Genomic DNA, 20,804 nt, shown 5'->3' with positions numbered 1-20,804 from the left:
ACGCTTTTCCGATTCCCTGTTCCCCCTCCCCTGTTCCCGGCGAAGCCCATGTCCGAACTCACCCCCCGCGAAATCGTCAACGAACTCGACCGCTACATCATCGGCCAGCACGACGCCAAGCGTGCGGTGGCGGTGGCGCTGCGCAGCCGCTGGCGACGCATGCAGTTGCCGGTGGAGATGCGCAACGAGATCACCCCGAAAAACATCCTGATGATCGGGCCCACCGGCGTGGGCAAGACCGAGATCGCGCGGCGGCTGGCGACGCTGGCGAACGCGCCGTTCGTGAAGGTCGAGGCGACCAAGTTCACCGAGGTGGGCTACGTCGGCAAGGACGTCGAGTCGATCATCCGCGACCTGGCCGACGGCGCCTACAAGCTGACCCGCGAGCAGGCGATCAAGCGCGTGCGTTCACAGGCCGAAGACCGCGCCGAGGATCGCATCCTCGATGCGCTGCTGCCGCGCCGGCAGTCCCCGCCGACCGACTGGAGCCACGACGCACCGGCCGCTCCCGCCATCGACAGCGACACCCGCCAGAAGCTGCGCAAGCAGCTGCGCGAAGGCGCGCTGGACGAGCGCGAGATCGAGCTGGATTTCGCCATGAACGTGGGCGTGGAGATCATGTCGCCACCGGGCATGGAGGAGATGGGCGCGCAACTGCGCCAGATGTTCCAGAACCTGGGCGGCGCCAAGACCCAGACCCGCAAGCTCGCGATCAAGGCGGCCCGCCCGCTGCTGATCGACGAGGAGGCCGGCAAGCTGCTCAACGACGAGGAGATCCGCGCCCAGGCGATGGAGAACGCCGAGCAGAACGGCATCGTCTTCATCGACGAGATCGACAAGGTGGCCCAGCGCAGCGACCACGGCCACGCCGGGGTCAGCCGCGAGGGCGTCCAGCGCGACCTGCTGCCGCTGGTGGAAGGCTCCACCGTCTCGACCAAGTACGGCCCGATCAAGACCGACCACATGCTGTTCATCGCCTCCGGCGCGTTCTCGCTGGCCAAGCCCTCGGACCTGATCCCCGAGCTGCAGGGCCGACTGCCGATCCGGGTCGAGCTCTCCGCGCTCAGCGTGGACGACTTCAAGCGGATCCTGCGCGAGCCGAACAACGCGCTGACCAAGCAGTACGTGGCCCTGCTCGGCACCGAGGGCGTCACCATCGAGTTCGCCGACTCCGGCATCGACCGCCTGGCCGAGGTGGCGTTCCAGGTGAACGAGCGCACCGAGAACATCGGCGCCCGCCGGCTGCACACCGTGATGGAGCGGCTGCTGGAAAAAATCTCCTTCGAAGCTGCGGATAAATCCGGCGAAAAATACAAGATCGACGCCCAACATGTAGACAACTCCCTCGCCAACCTGGTTCGTGACGAGGATCTCAGCCGCTACATCCTGTAAAGCCGGCAGATCACCCCGATCTGCTAAAATGGACATCGTGAACAACGTTATCGAACTGAAAAACACCGGCCAGCGCGCCCAGTTGCGCGAGGCGCAACAGAAACAGACGCTGATCCGGTTGTGGCGTGAAGACCTCGAACACGGCAGCTTCTGCGGTTACGTGGGCGGGGTGGGGCGGGAGTTCTTCCTGCTCTGGGTGGTCGGCGACGGCATCACCTACGACGGCATGTACGTGATGCGGCACCGCGACATCTCCGAGCTCGAAGCACCCGACAAGCACCATGCCTTCTTCGAGAAGGCGCTGGCGCTCAAGCACATCCTGCCGCGGATGCCGCGCGGCTTCCCGCTGGACAGCATCCGCGAGGTGGTCCAGGCCGCCGGCGCCCAGGCACCGGTGATCGGCGTGCACGTGGACAGCGAGGACGAGTCCGAGGTCTGCTACATCGGCCGGCTGGTCAGCGTCGAGGACGACGGCTTCTACATGCAGGAACTCAGCCCGGACGCGGAGTGGATGCGCGAGGTCTCGTTCTTCAGCTGGGACGAGGTCTCCACCATCAGCATGGAAGACAGCTACGCCCAATCCCTGCTGGCTGTGGCCGGCCCCGCCCCGGCCCTGCTGCCCGGCGATGCCAGCGGCCTCGGTCGCGCGCCCTCGCCCTGAACCCCTCCTCCCGTAGGAGCCCGCTTGCGGGCGATGCCTTTTTGGCCGGGAATCGGGAATCGCAAAAGCATTAAGAGCATCGCCCGCGAGCGGGCTCCTGCGGGGTCGCGGTCGCACCCAACTCGTCGCGCCAACGGGTAAGCTTTCGGATTCATCCTGAAAGCCCGTCCGCCGTGGAGCACGCATGAGCCGCATCGTCGTCGTCGGCAGCATCAACATGGATCTGGTCACCCAGGCGCCGCGCTTCGTCGGCCCCGGCGAGACCATCCTCGGCGAACGCTTCCTCACCGTGCCCGGCGGCAAGGGCGCCAACCAGGCGGTTGCTGCCGCGCGGCTGGGCGCCGAGGTAGCCCTGGTCGGCGCGCTCGGCCGCGACGCCTTCGGCGACCAGCTGCACGCCGGCCTCGCCGCCGAACACGTCGACCTGACCCACGTCGCGCGCCTCGACGACAGCGCCAGCGGCACCGCCTCGATCACCGTCGCCGGCGGCGAGAACCAGATCATCGTGGTGCCCGCCGCCAACACTCGCGTCACGCCCGCCCACGTCGAAGCCGCGCGTTCGCTGCTCGAACGGGCCGACGCCGTGCTGGTGCAGATGGAAATCCCGCTGGAAACCGTCGAAGCCACCGTGCGCCTGGGCCACCGCCTCGGGGTGCCGGTGATCCTCAATCCTGCCCCCGCGCAAAAACTGCCCATCGACTGGCTCAAACTCGCCCGCTACGTCACCCCGAACCAGCACGAGCTGGCGATCCTGCTCGGCGCCGATCCCACCGAAGACTTCAAGGCGCTGATGCAACGCGCCCCATGCCCGGTCGTGCTCACCCGCGGCGGCGAAGGCGCCTGGTATCGCGAACAGGGCGAACCGCTGCACCAGCCCGGCTTCAAGGTCGACGTGGTCGACAGCACCGGCGCCGGAGACACCTTCAACGCGACGCTGGCGGTGTTCCTGAAAGAAGGCCTGGCCGCAGCGGTACGCAAGGCCTGCGCGGCCGCCGCGCTGTCGGTGACGAAGCTGGGCGCGCAGGGCGGCATGCCCACCGGGCGCGAGCTGGACAGGTTCCTCGCGTAGCGGCCCCGACGGGCTATTTGCCGATGCAGAACGAACTGAAGATCGCGCCCAGCAGGTCGTCGCTGCTGTAGTGGCCGGTGATTTCGCCCAGCGCGTGCTGGGCCTGGCGCAATTCCTCGGCAGCAAGTTCGCCGGCGCGGGTGGTGGCAAGGATGGCGGCGGTGCGATCGAGATGGTCGCGCACGGACTGGAGGGCGAGCACGTGGCGGCGTCTGGCGCTGAAGGCGCCTTCGCCGCTGCCGGCGCCGGCGACGTGCTTGAGGTGGTCGCGCAGGAGATCGAGGCCGTCGCCGGTTCTGGCAGAGGCCGATAGCCAGTAGACGCTTTCACGCCATTCGTCATGTGCGGCGAGGCCGTCGCGGTCGATCTTGTTGACCAGCACGATGCGCTCTACCTGGGACGGCAACGCGGCGAAGAAGGCGAGGTCGGCGCCGGCGTGCGCGGCGTCGGTGACCAGCAGGGCAACGTCGGCGCGTTGCAGTTCGCCGTGGGCGCGGCGCACGCCTTCGCGTTCGACTTCGTCTTCCGTGTCGCGCAGGCCGGCGGTGTCGGCCAGTTCCAGCACGATGCCGTCGAGGCTCAGGCTTTCGCGCAGCACGTCGCGGGTGGTGCCGGCGATCGGGGTGACGATGGCACGGTCGCTGCCGGCCAGCGCGTTGAGCAGGCTGGATTTGCCGGCGTTGGGGCGGCCGATGATGGCCACCTTGAGTCCGTCGTTGAGGCGCACGCCGCGTTGCGCTTCACGCAGCAGGTCGGCCAGTTCGCGGCGCAGCTTGGCGAGTTGCGCGGTGATGGCGGGGTCGGCGAGGAAGTCGATTTCCTCTTCGGGGAAATCAATCGCCGCCTCGATGTGCACGCGCAGCGCGATCAGCGCTTGCAGCAGCGCGCCGACCTTGCGCGAGAACACGCCTTCCATCGATTGCAGCGCGGCCCGCGCACCGGCCTGCGAGCGGGCAGCGATCAGGTCGGCGACGGCTTCGGCCTGGGCCAGGTCGAGCTTGCCGTTGAGGAATGCGCGTTCGGTGAACTCGCCTGGGCGCGCCAGTCGCGCGCCAAGTTCGCAGCAGCGGCGCAGCAATGCGTCCAGCAGCACGGCGCTGCCGTGGCCCTGCAGCTCCAGCACATGTTCGCCGGTGTAGGAGGCGGGGGCGGGAAAGTAGAGCAGCAAGCCGCGGTCGATCAGTTCGCCGGCGCCATCGCGAAACGCGGCGAAGTGGGCATGGCGAGGTTGCGGTGCGCGGCCGAGCAGGGTTTGCGCGATGGCTGGCGCGGCGGGACCGGAGACGCGCAACACGCCGACGCCGGCCGCGCCGGGGGCGCTGGCGATGGCGGCGATGGTGTCGGTGGTCTCGGTGGTCATGGGTGGACTTTACAGGGCGGTGCGAGTCGGGATGGATGCGATGTCCTTCGACTCCGCCGCGACGCCAGAAACGAAACAGCCGCGACGGTCGCCCGGTCGCGGCTGTCGGTTGCCCGTTCGGCGAAGAGCTACGCCGCCTTGGCCCTGGCCTCGCCTTCGCGATCGATGTGGTGGGTCACCCACCACTGCTGGCCCAGCCCGACCAGGCCGTTGACCGCGTAGTACAGGCACAGGCCGGCGGGGAAGAAGGCGAACATCACGGTGAACAGCAACGGCATCACCTTCATCATCTTCGCCTGGGTCGGGTCCATGCCCGCGGCGACGGGGTTCAGCCACTGCGTGCCGAGCATCACGATGGCGTAGATGATCGGCAGGATGTACCACGGATCGGGCGCGCTGAGGTCGGGAATCCACAGGAACGGCGCGTGGCGCAGCTCCAGGCTGTACTCGAGCACGAAGAACAGGCCGTAGAACACCGGCAGCGTGATCAGCACCGGCAGGCAGCCGCCCATCGGGTTGACCTTCTCCTTCTTGTACAGCTCCATGGTGGCTTGCTGCATCTTCTGGCGGTCGTCGCCGTAACGCTCCTTCAGCGCCTGCAGCCGCGGCGTCAGCTTGCGCATGCGCGCGCTGGAGCGGTACTGCATCGCGGTGAGCTTCCAGGTCAGGCCCTTGATCAGCAGCACCAGCAGGATGATCGCCACGCCCCAGTTCCTGGTGATCGCGTGGAACTGCGACAGGATCCAGTGCATCGGCACGGCGATGGCCTTGAACATGCCGTAGTCGATGGTGAGATCGAGCCCGGGAGCGATCGCATCGAGCGTGCCCTGCCGGTTCGGGCCCACGTACAACCGCGCTTCGGTGGTCAGGCTCTGCCCGGCGGCCACGTTCAGCGTCGGGCTCATCGTGCGGATCAGGTAGCGCGGGTGGGCGCTGTCCGGATCGATGGTCTGGGTGACGTAGTGGTTGGTCTGGCTGGCCGGCGGAATCCACGCGGTGACGAAGTACAGTCGCAGCATCGCCGCCCAGCCGCCCTTGATCTCGCTGTCGAGCGCGTCTTTCTTCTCGCCGAAATCCTTGAAGCCGAGCTTCTCGAACTTCTCGCCGGTGTACCAGGCCGCACCGATGAAGCTGCGCTGCTCGGGATCGGTGTAATGGCTGAACCAGCTGGACGGTTTGGGCGGCGCGATCCGCTGCAGTTGCTGGTAAGCGTTGCCCTGCCACGGCGTGTTGCCGCCGTTGTCGATGCGCTGGCTCAGGCCCACCACGTAGCTGCCGCGTTTGAAGGTGTAGGTCTTGGTGACCGCCAGGCCGGCGGCGTCGCGCCAGGTCAGCGCGACCTGGAGTTCGTCCTGGCCCGGCGCCAGGGTGTAGCTGGTCTTCTCGCTGTGGAACAGCGCCAGGTGGTTGGGCTGGTCGGCCGGCGCGGTGTCGCTGCTGCTGACCAGGCCGTTCTGCGCCACGAAGTAATGCGTGGGGCTGTTGTCCAGCAGCACGACGGGCGGCGGGGTGGGGTTCTTGTGGGTCGGCGCCTGCTGCGGGTAGGCCAGCAGTTCGGCGTGCACCAGGCTGCCGCCGCGGGTGTCGATCGTGAGGTGCAGGACGTCGGTGTCGACCGTGATCAGCTGCGCGCTCGCGGGTGCCGATGGCTCATGGGTGGCGACGGTTGCCGCCGTGCTCGAAGGCGCGGCGCTCGACGCGACCGCCATCGCGGCGGGCACGCTGCCGTCCGCCGACGTCGGGACGGCCTGGCTGGCAGTGGCTGCAGGGGTCGGCGCCGGCTTGGGTGCGTGGTCGTTTTCCCAGGCCATGAACAGCAAATAGGCCACGGCCAGCAGGGCAAACAGGAGGAAGTTGCGCGTTTGATTCATCGCGTAGCAGATCCGGGTAACGCCACGACTCGAGGGTCTCGCCGCGGAAGCTTGGAAAAAGGTCAGCGCTCGATTGTGGGGGGACCGTCGATTCGCTTCAATGGTTCGGCCGGGTCAGCCGCGCGGGCCGGCAGCTTTTGCCACAGGGCTTCCAGCTCGCCCAGCAACTCCGGCCCGGGCACGCCGGCGGCCTGTTCGCGCGCCATCACCATCAGGTCGATCGCGGGAAGGCGGTGGCGCACGCGCCGGAACGACTCGCGCACCAGACGCTTTATCCGGTTGCGCTCCACTGCGCGCTTGGACACCCGCTTGGAAATGGCCAGGCCCAGCCGCGCGCCGCCCAGCTCGTTGTCGCGATAGCGCAAATGAAAACAGCGGCCGCCTGCGCGTCCGCTGCTGTTTCGCAAGGCGGCGAATTCACCGGGCCGACGCAGCCGCGCCTCGCGCGGCAGACCGGCGCTGGACATCACGCCGCGCCCGATTACGGGATCAGGCGCTTGCGGCCCTTGGCGCGACGGGCGTTGATCACCTTGCGGCCGTCGGCGGTGGCCATGCGTGCGCGAAAACCGTGGGTACGGGCGCGCTTGAGCTTGCTGGGCTGGAAAGTCCGCTTCATGGGTTGCTCCGAAGGGAATGTGAGTAAAAGGTTGGAGAGTATGTCCGGTCGGAGCCGCGGCTGTCAAATCGCGCCAGCCCGCGCCTTGCGCGACGCGGCGACGGCGCCGGTCCGGCACCGCGGGGGCTGCTGCTAGACTAGCCCATCACCCTGCGCGCAAGCGCCCCAAGTCGTGGTTGATCGAATTCATGAGTGATCTGTGGCGGCGCTGCCTTGAGCGTCTGGAAGGCGATCTGAGCGCCGAAGACCTGCACACCTGGCTGATGCCGCTGCAGGCGCGTGACGATGCCGACGGCTTGCAGCTGTTCGCCCCCAATTCCTACACGCTGGACACGGTGCGCCAGCGCTACCTGGCGCAAATCGAGCAGGTACTGGGGCAGCTGGCTGGCCGCGCCATGCCGGTGCGGCTGGAGGTGGGTTCCAGTGTACGTCGGGCGGAGCCGGCCAAATCGGCAGCAGCCACGCCCACCCGGCCCGCCCCTGCGGCGGCGACGCAGGCTTTCCACCACAATCTCGACCCGCATTACACCTTCGAAACCTTCGTCGAGGGCAAGTCCAACCAGCTCGGCAAGGCCGCCGCGATGCAGGTGGCCACCAATCCGGGGCGCGCGTACAACCCGCTGCTGCTGTATGGCGGCACCGGCTTGGGCAAGACCCACCTGATGCACGCCGCCGGCAACCTGATGCTGGAGCGCAACCCGGGTTGCAAGGTGATGTGCCTGAACTCGGAGCAGTTCGTCGGCTCGATGATCGAAGCCTTGCGCGCCAAGAGCATGGACGAGTTCAAGCGCCGCTTCCGTTCGGTCGACGCGCTGCTGATCGACGACATCCAGTTCTTCGCGGGCAAGGACACCACGCAGGAGGAATTCTTCCACACCTTCAACGCGTTGTTCGAGTCCAAGCAGCAGATCATCCTCACCTGCGACCGTTATCCCAAGGAAGTGGACAAGCTGGAGCCGCGCCTGAAGTCGCGCCTGGGCTGGGGCCTGAGCGTGGCGATCGAACCGCCGGATTTCGAGACGCGCGCGGCAATTTTGCTGTCCAAGGCACACGACAAGAGCGTAGCCATGGACGAGAGCGTGGCGATGCTGCTGGCCAAGCGCATCCGCTCCAACGTGCGCGACCTGGAAGGCGCGCTCAACACGCTGGCGGCGCGTGCCAACTTCTACGGGCGGCCCATCACCACCGATTTTGCCGAGGAGACCCTGCGCGACCTGCTGGCCACGCACGCCCAGGCGGTCACCATCGCCAACATCCAGAAGATCACCGCCGAATACTTCAACGTGCGCCTGCAGGACCTGCTCTCCAAGCGGCGCGTGCGCTCGCTGGCGCGGCCGCGGCAGATCGCGATGACCTTGTCCAAGGAACTGACCGAGCACAGCCTGCCCGAGATCGGCGAGGCGTTCGGCGGGCGTGACCACACCACGGTGATGCACGCCTGCAAGACGATCCGCAAGTTCCTCGAAACCGACGTGCGCATGCGCCAGGACTGGGAACAGTTGATCCGCACGCTCACCGGTTGACGCGCGCGCGGGCGGGCCTGCGCGCCGGGAATGCGCGAGAATGCGGGGCAAGTTGGGGCCAAGCTGTGGATAATGGGTGGATGAATGGACCTGCCAGGTTATCCACAAGTCATGCACTGCCTGGCCGGCCTGCACTGCACACAGAAAACAGATCGTAACAAGTTGATTTTGCGGACAAAAAACGACAAAGACCGGTTCTCCACAAGTACAACAACAGCCACTACACTTCTTTTCAAAAGAAAGAACAGCAGGTAAAGGGAAGCCCACCATGCAATTCAGCATCCAACGTGAAGCTCTGCTCAAGCCGCTGCAACAGGTAGTGGGTGTGGTCGAACGGCGCCAGACGCTGCCGGTACTGGCCAACTTGCTGTTCAAGGTGGCAGACGGTCAGGTCTCGCTTACCGGTACCGACCTGGAAGTCGAGATGATCGCGGTCACCGAGGCGGAGAAGCTCGCCGACGGCGAGATCACCATCCCGGCCCGAAAGCTGTTCGACATCGTGCGCGCATTGCCCGACGGCGCCCATATCGAGCTGAAGTTGAACGGTGACCGCGTGGCACTGCACGCCGGACGCAGCCGGTTTACGCTGACCACGCTGCCGGCCAGCGAATTTCCCACGGTGGACCAGATCGAGGTGGTCGAGAAGGTCAACCTGCCGGAGGAGGTGCTGCGCGACCTGATGGAGCGCACGGCGTTCGCCATGGCCAACCAGGACGTGCGCTACTACCTCAACGGCATGCTGCTGGACCTGCAGGAACACAGCCTGCGCTGCGTGGCCACCGACGGCCATCGCCTGGCGATGAAGCAGACGGAGCTGCAGAGCTCGGTGAGCACCCGCCGCCAGATCATCATCCCGCGCAAGGGCGTCAACGAGCTGATCGGCCTGCTGGAAGGCGGTAACGGCGAGGTGGAGCTGGAGTTCGGCCGCAACCATCTGCGCGTGCGCCGAGGCAATGTCACCTTCACGTCGAAGCTGATCGACGGTCGCTTCCCGGATTACGAGGCGGTGATTCCGCTGGGTGCGGACAAGACCGCCACGCTGGACCGCGAAGTGCTGCGGGGGGCGCTGCAGCGCGCAGCGATCCTGTCGAACGAGAAATACCGCGGCGTGCGGCTCGAACTGTCGCCAGGCAAGCTGCGCATCGTGGCGCACAACCCGGAACAGGAAGAAGCCGTGGAGGAGGTCGAGGCCGACACCCATGTCTCCGACCTGGCGGTGGGCTTCAACGTGGGTTACCTGCTCGATGCCCTCGCGGCCCTGCGCGGCGACAAGGCGCGCTTGAGCCTGCGCGATGCGCAGTCCAGTTGCCTGGTGCAGGAGCACGACAACGAGCAGGCGCGCCATGTGATCATGCCGCTGCGGCTCTGACGCGGCTCTCGTGGTCGTTGCGATCAGGCGTCGTCACCAGCAGCGTCGGGGTCTCCGCAGGGAGCCCCGGCGTTGTCGTCTGGGGTGTCGGTCCGCATGAGGCTGGAACAATTGCGTATCTGCGGCTTGCGCTGCCTGACCGATGTCAGCCTGGCGCTGGACCCGGCAATCAACGTGTTCATCGGCGACAACGGTGCCGGCAAGACCAGCGTGCTGGAGGCCGCTTTTCTGCTTTCGCACGCACGCTCGTTTCGTTCCGGCGCGCGCGAGGCGCTGGTGCAGCGGGGCATGGCGCAACTGGCCTTGTTTGCCGAGGTGCGCCACCGCGATGAGTCTGATGTCGAACGCTTGGGGCTGGGGCGTTCGGGCGCGCGCTGGGAGGCGCGTATCAACGGCGAGGCCGCGTCGATCGGCGAGCTGGTGCAGGCCTGCGCGGTGGTCTGCTTCGAGCCTGGCTCACATGCGCTGATCGCCGGCCCGGCCGAGGAGCGTCGGCGCTATCTCGATTGGGGCGTGTTCCACGTGGAACAGGATTTCCTGGCGCTGTGGCGTCGCTGCCAGCGCGCGCTGAAGCAGCGCAACAGCTTGCTGCGCGCGGGAGTGACGCCGTCGGATGACCTGTGCGAACCGTGGGAACGGGAGCTTTCGCAGGCCGCAGAACGCATCGACCTGCAGCGCCGCGCTTACCTGGACCGCTTGCGACCTTGCCTCGAAGTCAGCATGGCGGCCTTGCTGCCGGAGTTGGGCGCGATGGAACTGCGCTATCGCCGTGGCTGGTCGGACGAGCTGCCGCTTGCCGATCAGCTGGCGACGCAGCGCGGCCGGGATCAGGCGCGGGGGCACACTAGCCTGGGTCCACACCGCGCCGATTGGACGCTTTCTTTCGAACGGGCCCCGCTGCGCGAGCACCTGTCGCGCGGCCAGGAGAAGCTCGCTGCGCTGGCCTGCGTATTGGCGCAAGCTACCCTGTATGCACAGGAACATGGCGACTGGCCGGTGGTGTGCCTGGACGACCTTGCCTCCGAGCTGGACCAGTCGCACCAGGCGGCTGTGGTGGCCGAACTGCAAGACGTCCACGCCCAGGTGCTGCTGACCGGCACCGAATTGCCGCCGGCGTTGCAGGCGACCTCCGCACGCGTGTTCCACGTGGAACAAGGCCAGATAGCGCGCCTGCTATAATCGAAGGGTTGCACCTTTCGCAGGTTGCATAACCCTTGCCCGGCCGATCACGGCGCCGCGTCGGGCCGGGTCGCTGGCGCCAGGAAACGACCTCCGCATGAACGAACCCCTCAACGAATCCCACTACGATTCGAGCAACATCAAGGTACTCAAGGGCCTCGAGGCGGTGCGCAAGCGCCCCGGCATGTACATCGGCGATACCGATGACGGCACTGGCCTGCACCACATGGTGTTCGAGGTCGTCGACAACTCGATCGACGAAGCCCTGGCCGGCTACTGCGACAGGGTCGTGGTCATGATCCACGAGGATGGTTCGGTCAGCGTCGCCGACAACGGTCGTGGCATCCCGGTCGACATGCACCCGGAGGAGCACCGCTCCACCGCCGAGGTGGTGATGACGGTGCTGCATGCCGGCGGCAAGTTCGACGCCAACTCCTACAAGGTCTCCGGCGGCCTGCACGGCGTGGGCGTTTCCGTGGTGAACGCGCTCAGCGACCACCTGTGGCTGACCATCCACCGCGACGGCCATGAATACCTGCAGGAATACTCGCTCGGCGAGCCGCTGTTCCCGCTGAAGGAGGTCGGCCCGTCGGACAAGCGCGGCACTGCCGTTCGTTTTCTGCCCAGCCCGGCCACCTTCACCAGCAACATCGACTTCCACTACGAGATCCTCGCCAAGCGCCTGCGCGAGCTGGCCTTCCTCAACTCCGGCGTCACCATCGAGCTGAAAGACGAGCGCGGGGAAGGGCGCTCGGACACGTTTGCGTACGAGGGCGGCATCCGCTCCTTCGTGCAGCACCTGTCCCAGATGAAGACCCCGCTGCACCCGAACGTGATCAGCCTGACCGCAGAGCAGGACGGCATCGTGGTGGAGGTGGCGATGCAGTGGACCGACTCGTACAACGAGACGATGTTCTGCTTCACCAACAACATCCCGCAGCGCGACGGCGGCACCCACCTCACCGGCTTCCGCGCCGCGCTGACCCGCTCGCTGCAGAACTACATCGAGAAGGAAGGCCTGGCCAAGAACGCCAAGGTCGCCCTGTCCGGCGACGACATGCGCGAGGGCATGATCGCGGTACTGTCGGTCAAGGTGCCCGACCCGAAGTTCTCCTCGCAGACCAAGGACAAGCTGGTCTCCTCCGAGGTCAAGACGGTGGTGGAGCAGGTCGTCAACGAGAAGCTCGGCGAATTCCTGCTGGAGCACCCGAACGAAGCCAAGGCGATCGCCTCCAAGGTGGTCGACGCCGCCCGTGCCCGCGAAGCCGCCCGCAAGGCGCGCGAGATGACCCGGCGCAAGGGCGCGCTGGACATCGCCGGCCTGCCCGGCAAGCTGGCCGACTGCCAGGAGAAGGATCCGGCGCTGTGCGAACTGTTCCTGGTCGAGGGTGACTCCGCCGGCGGTTCGGCCAAGCAGGGCCGCAATCGCAGGACCCAGGCGGTGCTGCCGCTCAAGGGCAAGATCCTCAACGTCGAGAAGGCGCGCTTCGACCGCATGCTGGCCTCGGCCGAGGTAGGCACCCTGATCACCGCGCTCGGCACCGGCATCGGCAAGGACGAGTACAACCCCGACAAGCTGCGCTATCACCGCATCATCCTGATGACCGATGCCGACGTCGACGGCTCGCACATCCGCACCCTGCTGCTGACCTTCTTCTACCGCCAGATGCCCGAGCTGATCGAGCGCGGCCACATCTACATCGGCCTGCCGCCGCTGTACAAGGTGAAGCAGGGCAAGCAGGAGCTGTACATCAAGGACGACACTGCGCTGAACGACTACCTGATCTCCAGCGCGGTGGACAACGCTGCGCTGGAGTACAGCCCCGAGGCGCCGCCCATCACCGGCGAGGCGCTGGAAAAGCTGCTGCGCGGCTACCAGAGCGCGCTGGACCAGATCGCCCGACTGGCACATCGCTTCGACCCCGCGGTGCTCACCGCGATGCTGGAGCATCCGCCGCTGGTGCCGGCGCTGTGGGCCGATGCCGAGGCCATGCAGGGTTGGCTGGACGCCGTGACGCTCAAGCTCAGCGCGAGCGGGCTGGGCAAGCCGCATTACACGTTGCGCCTGCGACCGGCGCACGCCGAGGCCGCCGGCGCGGCGCAGCCGGCGGCCATCGAGGTAATCCGCGAACAGCACGGGCTCAGCCACACCTGGTTCCTGCCGCAGCCGTTCTTCGGCAGCGCCGAGTTCCGTCCGATCCTGGCGATCAACCAGCAGATCGCCGGCCTGGTCCAGCCCGATGCAGTGGTGCGCCGGGGCAATGCTTCGCGCGGCATCCTCCGCTTCGTCGACGCCCGCAACTGGTTGCTGGAGGAGGCCAAGAAGGGGCGCAGCATCCAGCGCTTCAAGGGCCTGGGCGAAATGAACCCGGAGCAGCTGTGGGATACCACGGTCAACCCGGAAACCCGCCGCATGCTGCAGGTCGGCATCGAGGATGCGATCGTCGCCGACCAGATGTTCTCCATGCTGATGGGCGAGGCGGTCGAGCCGCGGCGTGATTTCATCGAGGCCAACGCGCTCAAGGTTGCCAACCTGGATATCTGACGAGGCACCACCGGCGCCTGCCGTGACGTGGCAGGCGCCGGCAGCCGGTGATCGCCGACCGCCGCTGAGCAAGGCTGGGGGCGCGGCCTTCGGCGACACTTTAGTTTGTGCCTAACCTGTTGATCTGAAAAGATCTTTTATGCCGCAGCGCAACTTGTTATCCGGGCCCGGATAGGGTTACGCTGCAAGACCCGCCTGTTTGCGTCGACACGTACCGGCCTTGCGATGAGGAACCCCATGAAACAGCTTCGAAGCTTCACTCTGCTGGCCACCGCGGCCTTGCTGCTTGGTCTGCTCGCCAGCCCGGCATGGGCTCGGAAGCAGCACGACGACAAGTCCAAGCAGACGAGCGAGTACCCCGACAGTACGCGCACCGCGCCGAAGCTCGACCTCACCAAGACGCAGGACCAGAAGCAGCTGCAGGAAGGTTTCGATGCCCTCAACAAGGGCGATGCCGCCACGGCCGAGGCGACCCTGCAGAAGCTGCTCGACGACAGCAAGAGCAAGTACGCCCAGGCCATGGCGCTGCGCGGGCTGGCCGTGCTCAAGTACAACGCGCAGGACTTCAAGGCCGCGATCGGCCTGCTGCAACGCGCCCTGGACAACGGCGTGCTGCCAAACGACGACTACTTCGCCATGCAGTACATGATGGCTGTCGCGCAGCAAGCCGACGGCCAGTACCAGGCCTCGCTGGACACCCTCAAGAAGTGGCGTGCCGAGGGCAAGAAGGAAACTGCCGAATCGTATGCCGTCGAAAGCAACGACCTGTATCGTCTGGAGAAGTACCCGGAAGCCATCGCGGCCGTAAAGAAGGCCAAATCGCTGACCGACAAGCCCGAGCCGCAGTGGGACCAGATCCTGATGGCAAGCTATGCCGCCAGCGGGCAGAACGACCAGCTGGTGCAGATGGCGCAGGACAACCTCGCCGCGCATCCGGATGACCCGAAGGTCGTCGAGGCCGCCATCCAGGCGCTCCAGCAGGCGGGGAAATACCCCGAGGCGATCAAGGTCATGGAAGATGCCCGTGCCAAGGGCCTGCTCGGCAACGAAGCGGACTACGTGCTGCTGGCTTCGCTGTACTACAACCAGGCGCTGTCCAGCGAAGAGCCCAAGCCGATGGCGGACAAGGCGGTCGCCGTCATCAAGGAAGGCATGAGCAAGCAGATCATGCAGCCCAGCGCGGAGAACTACGTGCTGCTGGGCAAGGCCGACTACGTGGCCGGCGACATCCCGGCGGCCACGCAGGCGTTGCAGAAGGCGCTGCCGCTGGCCACCGACGGCGAGCCCGCGCTGCAGATCGCCAACATCGAACTGACTAACAACCATTACGCCAAGGCCAAGACGATGGTCAACCAGGCCATCAGCAAGGGCGTGAAGCACATGGGCAACGCCTACCTGGTGCTGGCCGAATGCGAGCGGGGGCTGAACAACAAGGCTGCGCGCGTCGCCGCATTGAAGAAGGCCGCGCAGCAACCGGAAAGCGCCGACCGGGCCAACGAATTGCTCAAGAAACTGGGAGCTGCAGGCAAGTAGCCATCCGGCGCAGCGCTGGCGAGCGTGGACGTCCATTTCACGCCCCGCCAGCGCTATACAAAAGCCATGGCGTGTTGTAACGTTGAAAACCTTTCACTGCGCATTGCTTCAGCAAACCCGTGGCGGGTTCCGTCAGGTCCAACCAGACGGCTCCCGACAGGTCACTGCGGCGATGCGATCCCCCGATTGATCAGCTTCCAGATAGTGACAGATGGCCTCTAGTAACGAAGAAACCGGGCGTTTTAGTTGGAAGCGGACCTGGGCATTGGCCGTGGCCATCGGGCTGCACGCATTTGCCTTCCTGCTGATCGTGGCGCCGATGGCGCCGCCCAATCAAAACCACAAGGAAAAGGAAAAGATCGTCCAGGTCAGCTTCATCGAGCCGCCACCGCCGCCGCCGCCGCCACCGCCGCCGCCGCCGGAGCCGCCGAAGCAGCCGCCGCCGAAGATCATCCAGCAGGTCAATCCGCCGCCGACCCCGCCGCCGCCGACGCCGCCGCCTCCGGTGACCGAGGTTTCCGCCAATGCCGTGCAGGCGCCGCCACCGGCACCTCCCGCGCCGCCGGCGCCGCCACCGGATATCGCGGCCGGTTCGGACCTGAGCTACGGCACCCGTCCGAGTCCGCCGTATCCGCCGATGGCCGCCCGTCAGCGCCATGAGGGCACGGTGGTCCTGTTGATCCTGGTTGGCCTGGACGGATCGCCAAAGTCCGTCGAGGTGGAGAAATCCAGCGGCTATCGCGAGCTGGATCGAGCGGCCAAGGACTGGGTCATGCGCCACTGGAAGTTCAATCCAGAGGTGAAGGCCGGCAAGAAAGTGGAGGGCTATGCTCGTGTCCCCATCAACTTCAATCTCAGTGGCTAGAGATAACCACTTCAACCCGCCGTAATCGGGCGACAGTCGATTACGGTCACAGTTCACGCTTGACTTTTCTAGGGTAGCGTTATGTTCCTTCAGACTCCTGCTGCAACCGGCAATACCAACGCCGAAGCCATGAAACAGATGGGCTTCGAGAACCTGATGCAGAACTTCGACTGGCTCGGCTGGGTGGTCTTCGTGACCCTGGTCGCGATGTCGTTCCTGTCCTGGTACTTCATCATCGCCAACGGCATTCGCAATGCCACCGTGAAGGCACGGGCGGACAAGGTCATCGACGGTTTCTGGGGCAATGGCTCGACCCAGGACGCCATCCGTGAGCTGGAAGCGCAGCCCAAGAGCGAGCCGTTCTCCAAGATCGCGCTGGAAGCCGCTTCGGCAATGGCGCACCACCAGCAGAGCACTACCGGCACCGCCGGTCGCCTGGCGGAATCGCTGAGCCGCTCGGAGTTCATCGACCGCGCCCTGCGCCAGGCCGTGGCTCGCGAGAGCATGCGTCTGGAAGGCGGCATGACCCTGCTCGCCACGGTGGGCTCGGCCGCGCCGTTCGTCGGTCTGCTCGGTACCGTGTGGGGCATCTACCACGCCCTGATCGGCATCGCCGCCACCGGCAACGCCTCGATGAACGCGGTGGCCGGTCCGGTGGGTGAGGCGCTGATCATGACCGCCTTCGGTCTGTTCGCGGCCATCCCGGCGCTGTTCGCGTACAACTTCTTCAACCGCTCGAACCGCGTGGTCTACGCCCGCTTCGACGAGTTCGCGAACGACCTGCATGACTTCTTTGCAACCGGTTCGCGCATCGAAAGCACGAAGTGAGGGATTGACCCATGGCCGTAAGCCTAGGTGGTGATTCCACGGGCCCGATGTCGGAGATCAACGTCACGCCGCTGGTCGACGTGATGTTGGTGCTGCTGATCATCTTCATGATCACGGCTCCCCTGATGTCGCACTCGGTCACGATCGATTTGCCCATCGCCAACCCGAATGCCAAGACGCCTGATCCGAAGACGCCGCCGATCGACCTGGCGATCAAGGTCGATGGCAGTCTGTACCTCAACGATCAGCCGGTGACCGATGCGGAACTGCGCGCCAAGCTGCTGGTGGAAGCGCAGCTCACGCCGCAGCCCCAGCTGCAGATCCGTGCCGATCGCGAAGTGCAGTTCATGGTGGTGAAGAAGATCATCAGCGATGCGAAGGGTTCGGGCATGGTGCATGTCGCCTTCATGACCACCGACGCACCGAAGGGATAATTCGAGATGGCGATTTCAACCAAAAGCAGCGGCGGTGCGATGGCGGAGATCAACGTCACGCCGTTGGTCGACGTGTTGCTCGTGCTGCTGATCATTTTCATGATCACGGCACCGATCCTGGCGCACAAGATCGAGGTCGATCTGCCGCAGCCGAACAAGGATGTGATCCCGCCCTCCAATCCGCCCAGCCCGATCAATCTGAAGATCGATCAGAGTGGTGCGTTCTACTGGAATGGCACGCCGGTCGACGAGCTGGGCCTGAAGGCGCAGCTGGCGGTGATCGGCCAGCAGTCGCTGCCGAACCAGCCGGAGATCCAGATCGCCGCCGATGACCACGTGGCCTACGAGTATGTGGCGCGGGTGCTGGCCGACGCCAAGAGCTACAACCTGGTGAAGATCGGCTTCAACGAAGCACGCTGAGCTCGGCGCAAAACGATCCAGGCAAGAGCCCCGCTTCGGCGGGGCTTATGTTTTCAGAGCTCGGCACCACGCCGTACCCCGGGAGGTGCCCGCTTGAGCGACGGGTCGCTCGCGGGAAGCGCTTGCCGGGCACGTCCGCCACGGCTCAGCGCAGGATCTGCAGGTAGTGGCGCACGGTGGTGGCCAGCCCTTCGTACAGGGCCTCGCCGATCAGGGCGTGGCCGATCGAGACCTCGGCGAGGCCGGGGATCGCGGCCTTGAAGGTGCCGAGGTTGGCCTGGCTGAGATCATGTCCGGCGTTGACCGCCAGGCCGGCCTGCTGGGCGCGGCGGGCGGTGTCGGCACATGCCGCCAGCGCCGCCGCGGGGTCGCCTTCGGCGAAGGCCTCCGCATACGGGCCGGTGTAGATCTCGATGCGCTGTACGCCGATGGCCGCGGCCAGCTCGAAATCGCCGCTGCCCGCGTCGACGAACAGGCTGACCCGGCAGCCCAATGCATTCAGCTCATCGACCAGCGGCCTCAGGCGGGTGGTGTCCTGGCGCAGGTTGAAGCCATGGTCCGAGGTGATCTGGCCGTCGCTGTCCGGCACCAGGGTTACCTGGGTCGGGCGGACCAGGCGCGCGAGTTCGATCAGGCCGGGGTAATCGCCGCGCGGACCCGCGAACGGGTTGCCCTCGATGTTGTACTCGACCCGCCCGCGCAGCATCGCGGCCAGCGCACGGACGTCATCGGGCCGCACATGGCGCTGGTCCGGGCGCGGATGCACGGTGATGCCGCCGCAACCGGCCTCGATGCAGGTCTGCGCGGCATGGCAGATGTCGGGGCTGCGGCCGCCGCGCGAGTTGCGCAGGACGGCGATCTTGTTGAGGTTGACGCTGAGCAAGGTCATCGCGGAAACCACTCCGGGGCGGGAAGAATCGGCTGGCTGGCCCGGCAGCACGCCATGCCGACGGGTGACAGTGCGCCGATCATTCGATGTCGGCAAGCAGTGTCGCCGCGCGCACCTTGCGCGGCGACCCGCGCCAGGCCAGCGCGGCGACCAGTTCCGGCGCGAGGTCGAGCCGCTGCAGTTGCCAGGCGCCGACATCTTCGCCGTCGAAGCGCAGCAGCTGCAATGGTTGCGGCGGCGGCGCCACGCGCAGCCGCTGCAGTCCGTAGCCGATGCCGCGTCCATGCGCCTTGAGCAGCGCTTCCTTGGCCGTCCACAGCGTCAGGAATGCGTCGTCGCGCGCGTCCACGGGCAACGCCGCCAGCGCCGCCGTCTCTGCCGCGTCGAAGAAGCGCCGGGCCAGCGCCAGCGCACGCGGTCGGGCTCGCCGGCGCTCGACGTCGACGCCCGGCGCGATGCCACGGGCGATCGCCACCAGCGCATGGTCACCGCTGTGCGACCAGTTGAAATCCAGTGCCGTGCCGTGGCGCGGATCGAGCCGCGGCCGTCCATGCGCGTCCTGCGTGAGCTGCAGCTCGTCGGCGTCGACGCCGAGATATGCGGCCAGTACCCGCAACAACGGCAGACGACCGGGTGCGCGGCGGTAGCCGAGATGCCAGACGTGCACCGTCTGGTCGTCCAGTTGCGCGGCAGCGGCGGCGGGAAGGGGCGGGAGCGTGTCGGTCATCCCGCTCATGGTGCGGCCCGTCGCGTCGCGGTACAAGCGACGCGACGGCGCTTGTGTCAACGCGGCAGGCGCGACGTGCCCATCAGGAACTCGTCCACCGCCTGCGCGCACTGGCGGCCTTCCCGGATCGCCCACACCACCAGCGACTGGCCACGGCGCATGTCGCCGGCGGCGAACACCTTGTCGACGCTGGTGCGGTAGGCGGCGCCGCCGTCGACCTTCGCCGCCGCATTGCCGCGCGCGTCCTTGTCCACGCCGAAGGCATCGAGCACGGCTTGCGTCGGCGACACGAAACCCATCGCCAGCAGGACCAGGTCCGCCTCGATCTCGAACTCGCTGTCCGGCACCTCGCTCATGCGGCCCTCGTGCCATTGCAGCCGCACCGCGGTCAGGCTGCGCACGCGGCCCTTGCCGTCGTCGTTGAAACGTTTGGTGGCCACCGCCCAGTCGCGCCGGCAACCCTCCTCGTGCGAACTGGAGGTGCGCAGCCGAATCGGCCAGTACGGCCAGGTCAGCGGCTTGTTCTCCTGCGCCGGCGGCTGCGGCAGCAGTTCGAACTGGGTGATCGCCGCGGCGCCCTGGCGGTTGGAGGTGCCCACGCAGTCCGAGCCGGTGTCGCCGCCGCCGATCACCACCACCTGCTTGTCGGTGGCAAGGATCTGCGACGCCAGCGCGTCGCCGGCCAGTACGCGGTTCTGCAGCGGCAGGAAGTCCATCGCGAAGTGCACGCCGTCCAGTTGGCGGCCCGGCAGCGGCAGGTCGCGCGGGGTCTCGGCGCCGCCGGCCAGCACCACCGCGTCGAAGTCCTGCTGCAACTGCGCCGGCGTCAGCGCGAGCTGCCCGTCCTTCGCGTCGGCGGCGTTGCCGACATACACGCCAGGGCGAAACTGCACGCCCTCGACGCGCATCTGATCGAGGCGGCGGTCGATATGCTCCTTCTGCAACTTGAAATCGGGGATGCCGTAGCGCAGGAGCCCGCCGACGCGGTCGTTCTTCTCGAACACGGTGACCGCGTGGCCCGCACGCGCGAGCTGCTGTGCCGCGGCCAGGCCGGCCGGGCCGGAACCTACCACGGCCACGCTCCAGCCCGTGCGCCGCGCGGGTGGCTGCGGGCGCACCCAGCCTTCCTCCCATGCCTTGTCGATGATCTTGTGCTCGATCGACTTGATGCCCACCGCATCGCTGTTGATGTTCAGCGTGCACGCCGCCTCGCACGGGGCCGGGCAGATGCGGCCGGTGAACTCGGGGAAGTTGTTGGTCGAATGCAGCACCTCGATCGCGCGCTGCCAGTCCTGCCGATAGACCAGGTCGTTGAAGTCCGGGATCACGTTGTTGACCGGGCAGCCCTGGTGGCAGAACGGGATGCCGCAATCCATGCAGCGCGCGGCCTGGATCGCCGCGCCGGCGTCGTCCAGCTGCGGGGTGAACTCGCGCCAGTGGCGCTTGCGCAGATTGGGCGCCTCGCCGGGTTCCGGCACGCGCGGGTAGTCGAGAAAGCCGGTGATCTTGCCCATGATCGTTGT

The 20,804-nt window shown here is 66.6% G+C and carries 19 protein-coding genes; 12 read left to right on the top strand and 7 right to left on the bottom strand.

The annotated features are described in order from the left end of the window. Positions 1 to 48: 48 nt before the first annotated feature. From hslU to rbsK, 3 genes are all read left to right on the top strand, one after another. Positions 49 to 1,392 (top strand): ATP-dependent protease ATPase subunit HslU, encoded by a 1,344-nt coding sequence (gene hslU, locus ACVCMB_RS12220; protein ID WP_447097688.1) that lies wholly within the window; start codon positions 49 to 51, stop codon positions 1,390 to 1,392. Positions 1,393 to 1,420: 28 nt separating this feature from the next. Further along, positions 1,421 to 2,053, top strand: coding sequence for a hypothetical protein (locus ACVCMB_RS12215; protein WP_395120770.1), 633 nt, complete (start codon positions 1,421 to 1,423; stop codon positions 2,051 to 2,053). Between the two features lie 184 nt (positions 2,054 to 2,237). Next, positions 2,238 to 3,122, top strand: a complete 885-nt coding sequence (gene rbsK, locus ACVCMB_RS12210; RefSeq protein ID WP_447107071.1) for a ribokinase — start codon at positions 2,238 to 2,240, stop codon at positions 3,120 to 3,122. Between the two features lie 13 nt (positions 3,123 to 3,135). Here rbsK and mnmE read toward each other — a convergent pair whose 3' ends face one another. The 4 genes from mnmE to rpmH all read right to left on the bottom strand — a co-directional run bounded on the left by mnmE (position 3,136) and on the right by rpmH (position 6,969). Further along, on the bottom strand, positions 3,136 to 4,482 hold the full coding sequence (gene mnmE, locus ACVCMB_RS12205) for a tRNA uridine-5-carboxymethylaminomethyl(34) synthesis GTPase MnmE (protein ID WP_447107070.1): 1,347 nt from the start codon (positions 4,480 to 4,482) through the stop codon (positions 3,136 to 3,138). 128 nt (positions 4,483 to 4,610) lie between these two features. Beyond that, positions 4,611 to 6,353, bottom strand: a complete 1,743-nt coding sequence (gene yidC, locus ACVCMB_RS12200; RefSeq protein WP_447107069.1) for a membrane protein insertase YidC — start codon at positions 6,351 to 6,353, stop codon at positions 4,611 to 4,613. Positions 6,354 to 6,415: 62 nt separating this feature from the next. Continuing rightward, entirely contained in the window at positions 6,416 to 6,820 is a 405-nt protein-coding gene (gene rnpA, locus ACVCMB_RS12195) for a ribonuclease P protein component (protein WP_395120766.1), read from the bottom strand. A gap of 14 nt (positions 6,821 to 6,834) precedes the next feature. Further along, positions 6,835 to 6,969, bottom strand: a complete 135-nt coding sequence (gene rpmH / locus ACVCMB_RS12190; protein WP_007809828.1) for a 50S ribosomal protein L34 — start codon at positions 6,967 to 6,969, stop codon at positions 6,835 to 6,837. Positions 6,970 to 7,157: 188 nt separating this feature from the next. On the opposite strand from rpmH, the gene dnaA reads away from it, so the two are divergent. The 9 genes from dnaA (at position 7,158) to ACVCMB_RS12145 (ending at position 17,665) form a co-directional block, all read left to right on the top strand. Further along, positions 7,158 to 8,492, top strand: coding sequence for a chromosomal replication initiator protein DnaA (gene dnaA, locus ACVCMB_RS12185; RefSeq protein WP_395120765.1), 1,335 nt, complete (start codon positions 7,158 to 7,160; stop codon positions 8,490 to 8,492). A gap of 268 nt (positions 8,493 to 8,760) precedes the next feature. Beyond that, a complete protein-coding gene (dnaN, locus tag ACVCMB_RS12180; protein ID WP_447107068.1) occupies positions 8,761 to 9,861 on the top strand; it encodes a DNA polymerase III subunit beta in 1,101 nt (366 codons plus the stop codon). A gap of 96 nt (positions 9,862 to 9,957) precedes the next feature. Then, a complete protein-coding gene (recF, locus tag ACVCMB_RS12175) occupies positions 9,958 to 11,040 on the top strand; it encodes a DNA replication/repair protein RecF (RefSeq protein WP_447097694.1) in 1,083 nt (360 codons plus the stop codon). Between the two features lie 97 nt (positions 11,041 to 11,137). Continuing rightward, the gene (gyrB, locus tag ACVCMB_RS12170; protein ID WP_447107067.1) at positions 11,138 to 13,585 is read left to right on the top strand and encodes a DNA topoisomerase (ATP-hydrolyzing) subunit B; all 2,448 of its coding nucleotides are present in this window, start codon (positions 11,138 to 11,140) and stop codon (positions 13,583 to 13,585) included. 237 nt (positions 13,586 to 13,822) lie between these two features. Continuing rightward, positions 13,823 to 15,118, top strand: a complete 1,296-nt coding sequence (locus ACVCMB_RS12165; protein WP_447107066.1) for a tetratricopeptide repeat protein — start codon at positions 13,823 to 13,825, stop codon at positions 15,116 to 15,118. A gap of 211 nt (positions 15,119 to 15,329) precedes the next feature. Further along, positions 15,330 to 15,983 carry an energy transducer TonB gene (locus ACVCMB_RS12160; protein WP_395120760.1) on the top strand — a complete coding sequence of 218 codons (654 nt, stop codon included), beginning with the start codon at positions 15,330 to 15,332 and terminating at the stop codon, positions 15,981 to 15,983. Positions 15,984 to 16,064: 81 nt separating this feature from the next. Then, positions 16,065 to 16,811, top strand: a complete 747-nt coding sequence (locus tag ACVCMB_RS12155; RefSeq protein ID WP_395120759.1) for a MotA/TolQ/ExbB proton channel family protein — start codon at positions 16,065 to 16,067, stop codon at positions 16,809 to 16,811. 11 nt (positions 16,812 to 16,822) lie between these two features. After that, the gene (locus tag ACVCMB_RS12150; protein ID WP_395120758.1) at positions 16,823 to 17,245 is read left to right on the top strand and encodes an ExbD/TolR family protein; all 423 of its coding nucleotides are present in this window, start codon (positions 16,823 to 16,825) and stop codon (positions 17,243 to 17,245) included. Between the two features lie 6 nt (positions 17,246 to 17,251). After that, a complete protein-coding gene (locus tag ACVCMB_RS12145) occupies positions 17,252 to 17,665 on the top strand; it encodes an ExbD/TolR family protein (RefSeq protein WP_395120757.1) in 414 nt (137 codons plus the stop codon). Between the two features lie 145 nt (positions 17,666 to 17,810). Here the strand turns inward: ACVCMB_RS12145 and ACVCMB_RS12140 are convergent, their stop codons facing one another. From ACVCMB_RS12140 to ACVCMB_RS12130, 3 genes are all read right to left on the bottom strand, one after another. Further along, positions 17,811 to 18,554 (bottom strand): pyridoxine 5'-phosphate synthase, encoded by a 744-nt coding sequence (locus ACVCMB_RS12140; RefSeq protein ID WP_447107065.1) that lies wholly within the window; start codon positions 18,552 to 18,554, stop codon positions 17,811 to 17,813. A gap of 79 nt (positions 18,555 to 18,633) precedes the next feature. Next, positions 18,634 to 19,281, bottom strand: coding sequence for a 4'-phosphopantetheinyl transferase superfamily protein (locus ACVCMB_RS12135; protein WP_447107064.1), 648 nt, complete (start codon positions 19,279 to 19,281; stop codon positions 18,634 to 18,636). A gap of 56 nt (positions 19,282 to 19,337) precedes the next feature. Next, positions 19,338 to 20,795 carry a glutamate synthase subunit beta gene (locus ACVCMB_RS12130; protein ID WP_447107063.1) on the bottom strand — a complete coding sequence of 486 codons (1,458 nt, stop codon included), beginning with the start codon at positions 20,793 to 20,795 and terminating at the stop codon, positions 19,338 to 19,340. Positions 20,796 to 20,804 lie beyond the last annotated feature (9 nt).

It is taken from the genome of Rhodanobacter sp. UC4443_H10, assembly GCF_052978325.1.
The sequence above is the reverse complement of the archived record's forward strand: the minus strand, read 5'-3'. Positions and strand labels throughout refer to the sequence as shown.

Excerpts from the sequence above, each read along its gene's own strand:
- hslU (WP_447097688.1), top strand. The coding sequence starts at position 49 with ATGTCCGAACTCACCCCCCGCGAAATCGTCAACGAACTCGACCGCTAC.
- ACVCMB_RS12215 (WP_395120770.1), top strand. The coding sequence starts at position 1,421 with ATGGACATCGTGAACAACGTTATCGAACTGAAAAACACCGGCCAGCGC.
- rbsK (WP_447107071.1), top strand. The coding sequence starts at position 2,238 with ATGAGCCGCATCGTCGTCGTCGGCAGCATCAACATGGATCTGGTCACC.
- mnmE (WP_447107070.1), bottom strand. The coding sequence starts at position 4,482 with ATGACCACCGAGACCACCGACACCATCGCCGCCATCGCCAGCGCCCCC.
- yidC (WP_447107069.1), bottom strand. The coding sequence starts at position 6,353 with ATGAATCAAACGCGCAACTTCCTCCTGTTTGCCCTGCTGGCCGTGGCC.
- rnpA (WP_395120766.1), bottom strand. The coding sequence starts at position 6,820 with ATGTCCAGCGCCGGTCTGCCGCGCGAGGCGCGGCTGCGTCGGCCCGGT.
- rpmH (WP_007809828.1), bottom strand. The coding sequence starts at position 6,969 with ATGAAGCGGACTTTCCAGCCCAGCAAGCTCAAGCGCGCCCGTACCCAC.
- dnaA (WP_395120765.1), top strand. The coding sequence starts at position 7,158 with ATGAGTGATCTGTGGCGGCGCTGCCTTGAGCGTCTGGAAGGCGATCTG.
- dnaN (WP_447107068.1), top strand. The coding sequence starts at position 8,761 with ATGCAATTCAGCATCCAACGTGAAGCTCTGCTCAAGCCGCTGCAACAG.
- recF (WP_447097694.1), top strand. The coding sequence starts at position 9,958 with ATGAGGCTGGAACAATTGCGTATCTGCGGCTTGCGCTGCCTGACCGAT.
- gyrB (WP_447107067.1), top strand. The coding sequence starts at position 11,138 with ATGAACGAACCCCTCAACGAATCCCACTACGATTCGAGCAACATCAAG.
- ACVCMB_RS12165 (WP_447107066.1), top strand. The coding sequence starts at position 13,823 with ATGAAACAGCTTCGAAGCTTCACTCTGCTGGCCACCGCGGCCTTGCTG.
- ACVCMB_RS12160 (WP_395120760.1), top strand. The coding sequence starts at position 15,330 with ATGGCCTCTAGTAACGAAGAAACCGGGCGTTTTAGTTGGAAGCGGACC.
- ACVCMB_RS12155 (WP_395120759.1), top strand. The coding sequence starts at position 16,065 with ATGTTCCTTCAGACTCCTGCTGCAACCGGCAATACCAACGCCGAAGCC.
- ACVCMB_RS12150 (WP_395120758.1), top strand. The coding sequence starts at position 16,823 with ATGGCCGTAAGCCTAGGTGGTGATTCCACGGGCCCGATGTCGGAGATC.
- ACVCMB_RS12145 (WP_395120757.1), top strand. The coding sequence starts at position 17,252 with ATGGCGATTTCAACCAAAAGCAGCGGCGGTGCGATGGCGGAGATCAAC.
- ACVCMB_RS12140 (WP_447107065.1), bottom strand. The coding sequence starts at position 18,554 with ATGACCTTGCTCAGCGTCAACCTCAACAAGATCGCCGTCCTGCGCAAC.
- ACVCMB_RS12135 (WP_447107064.1), bottom strand. The coding sequence starts at position 19,281 with ATGACCGACACGCTCCCGCCCCTTCCCGCCGCCGCTGCCGCGCAACTG.
- ACVCMB_RS12130 (WP_447107063.1), bottom strand. The coding sequence starts at position 20,795 with ATGGGCAAGATCACCGGCTTTCTCGACTACCCGCGCGTGCCGGAACCC.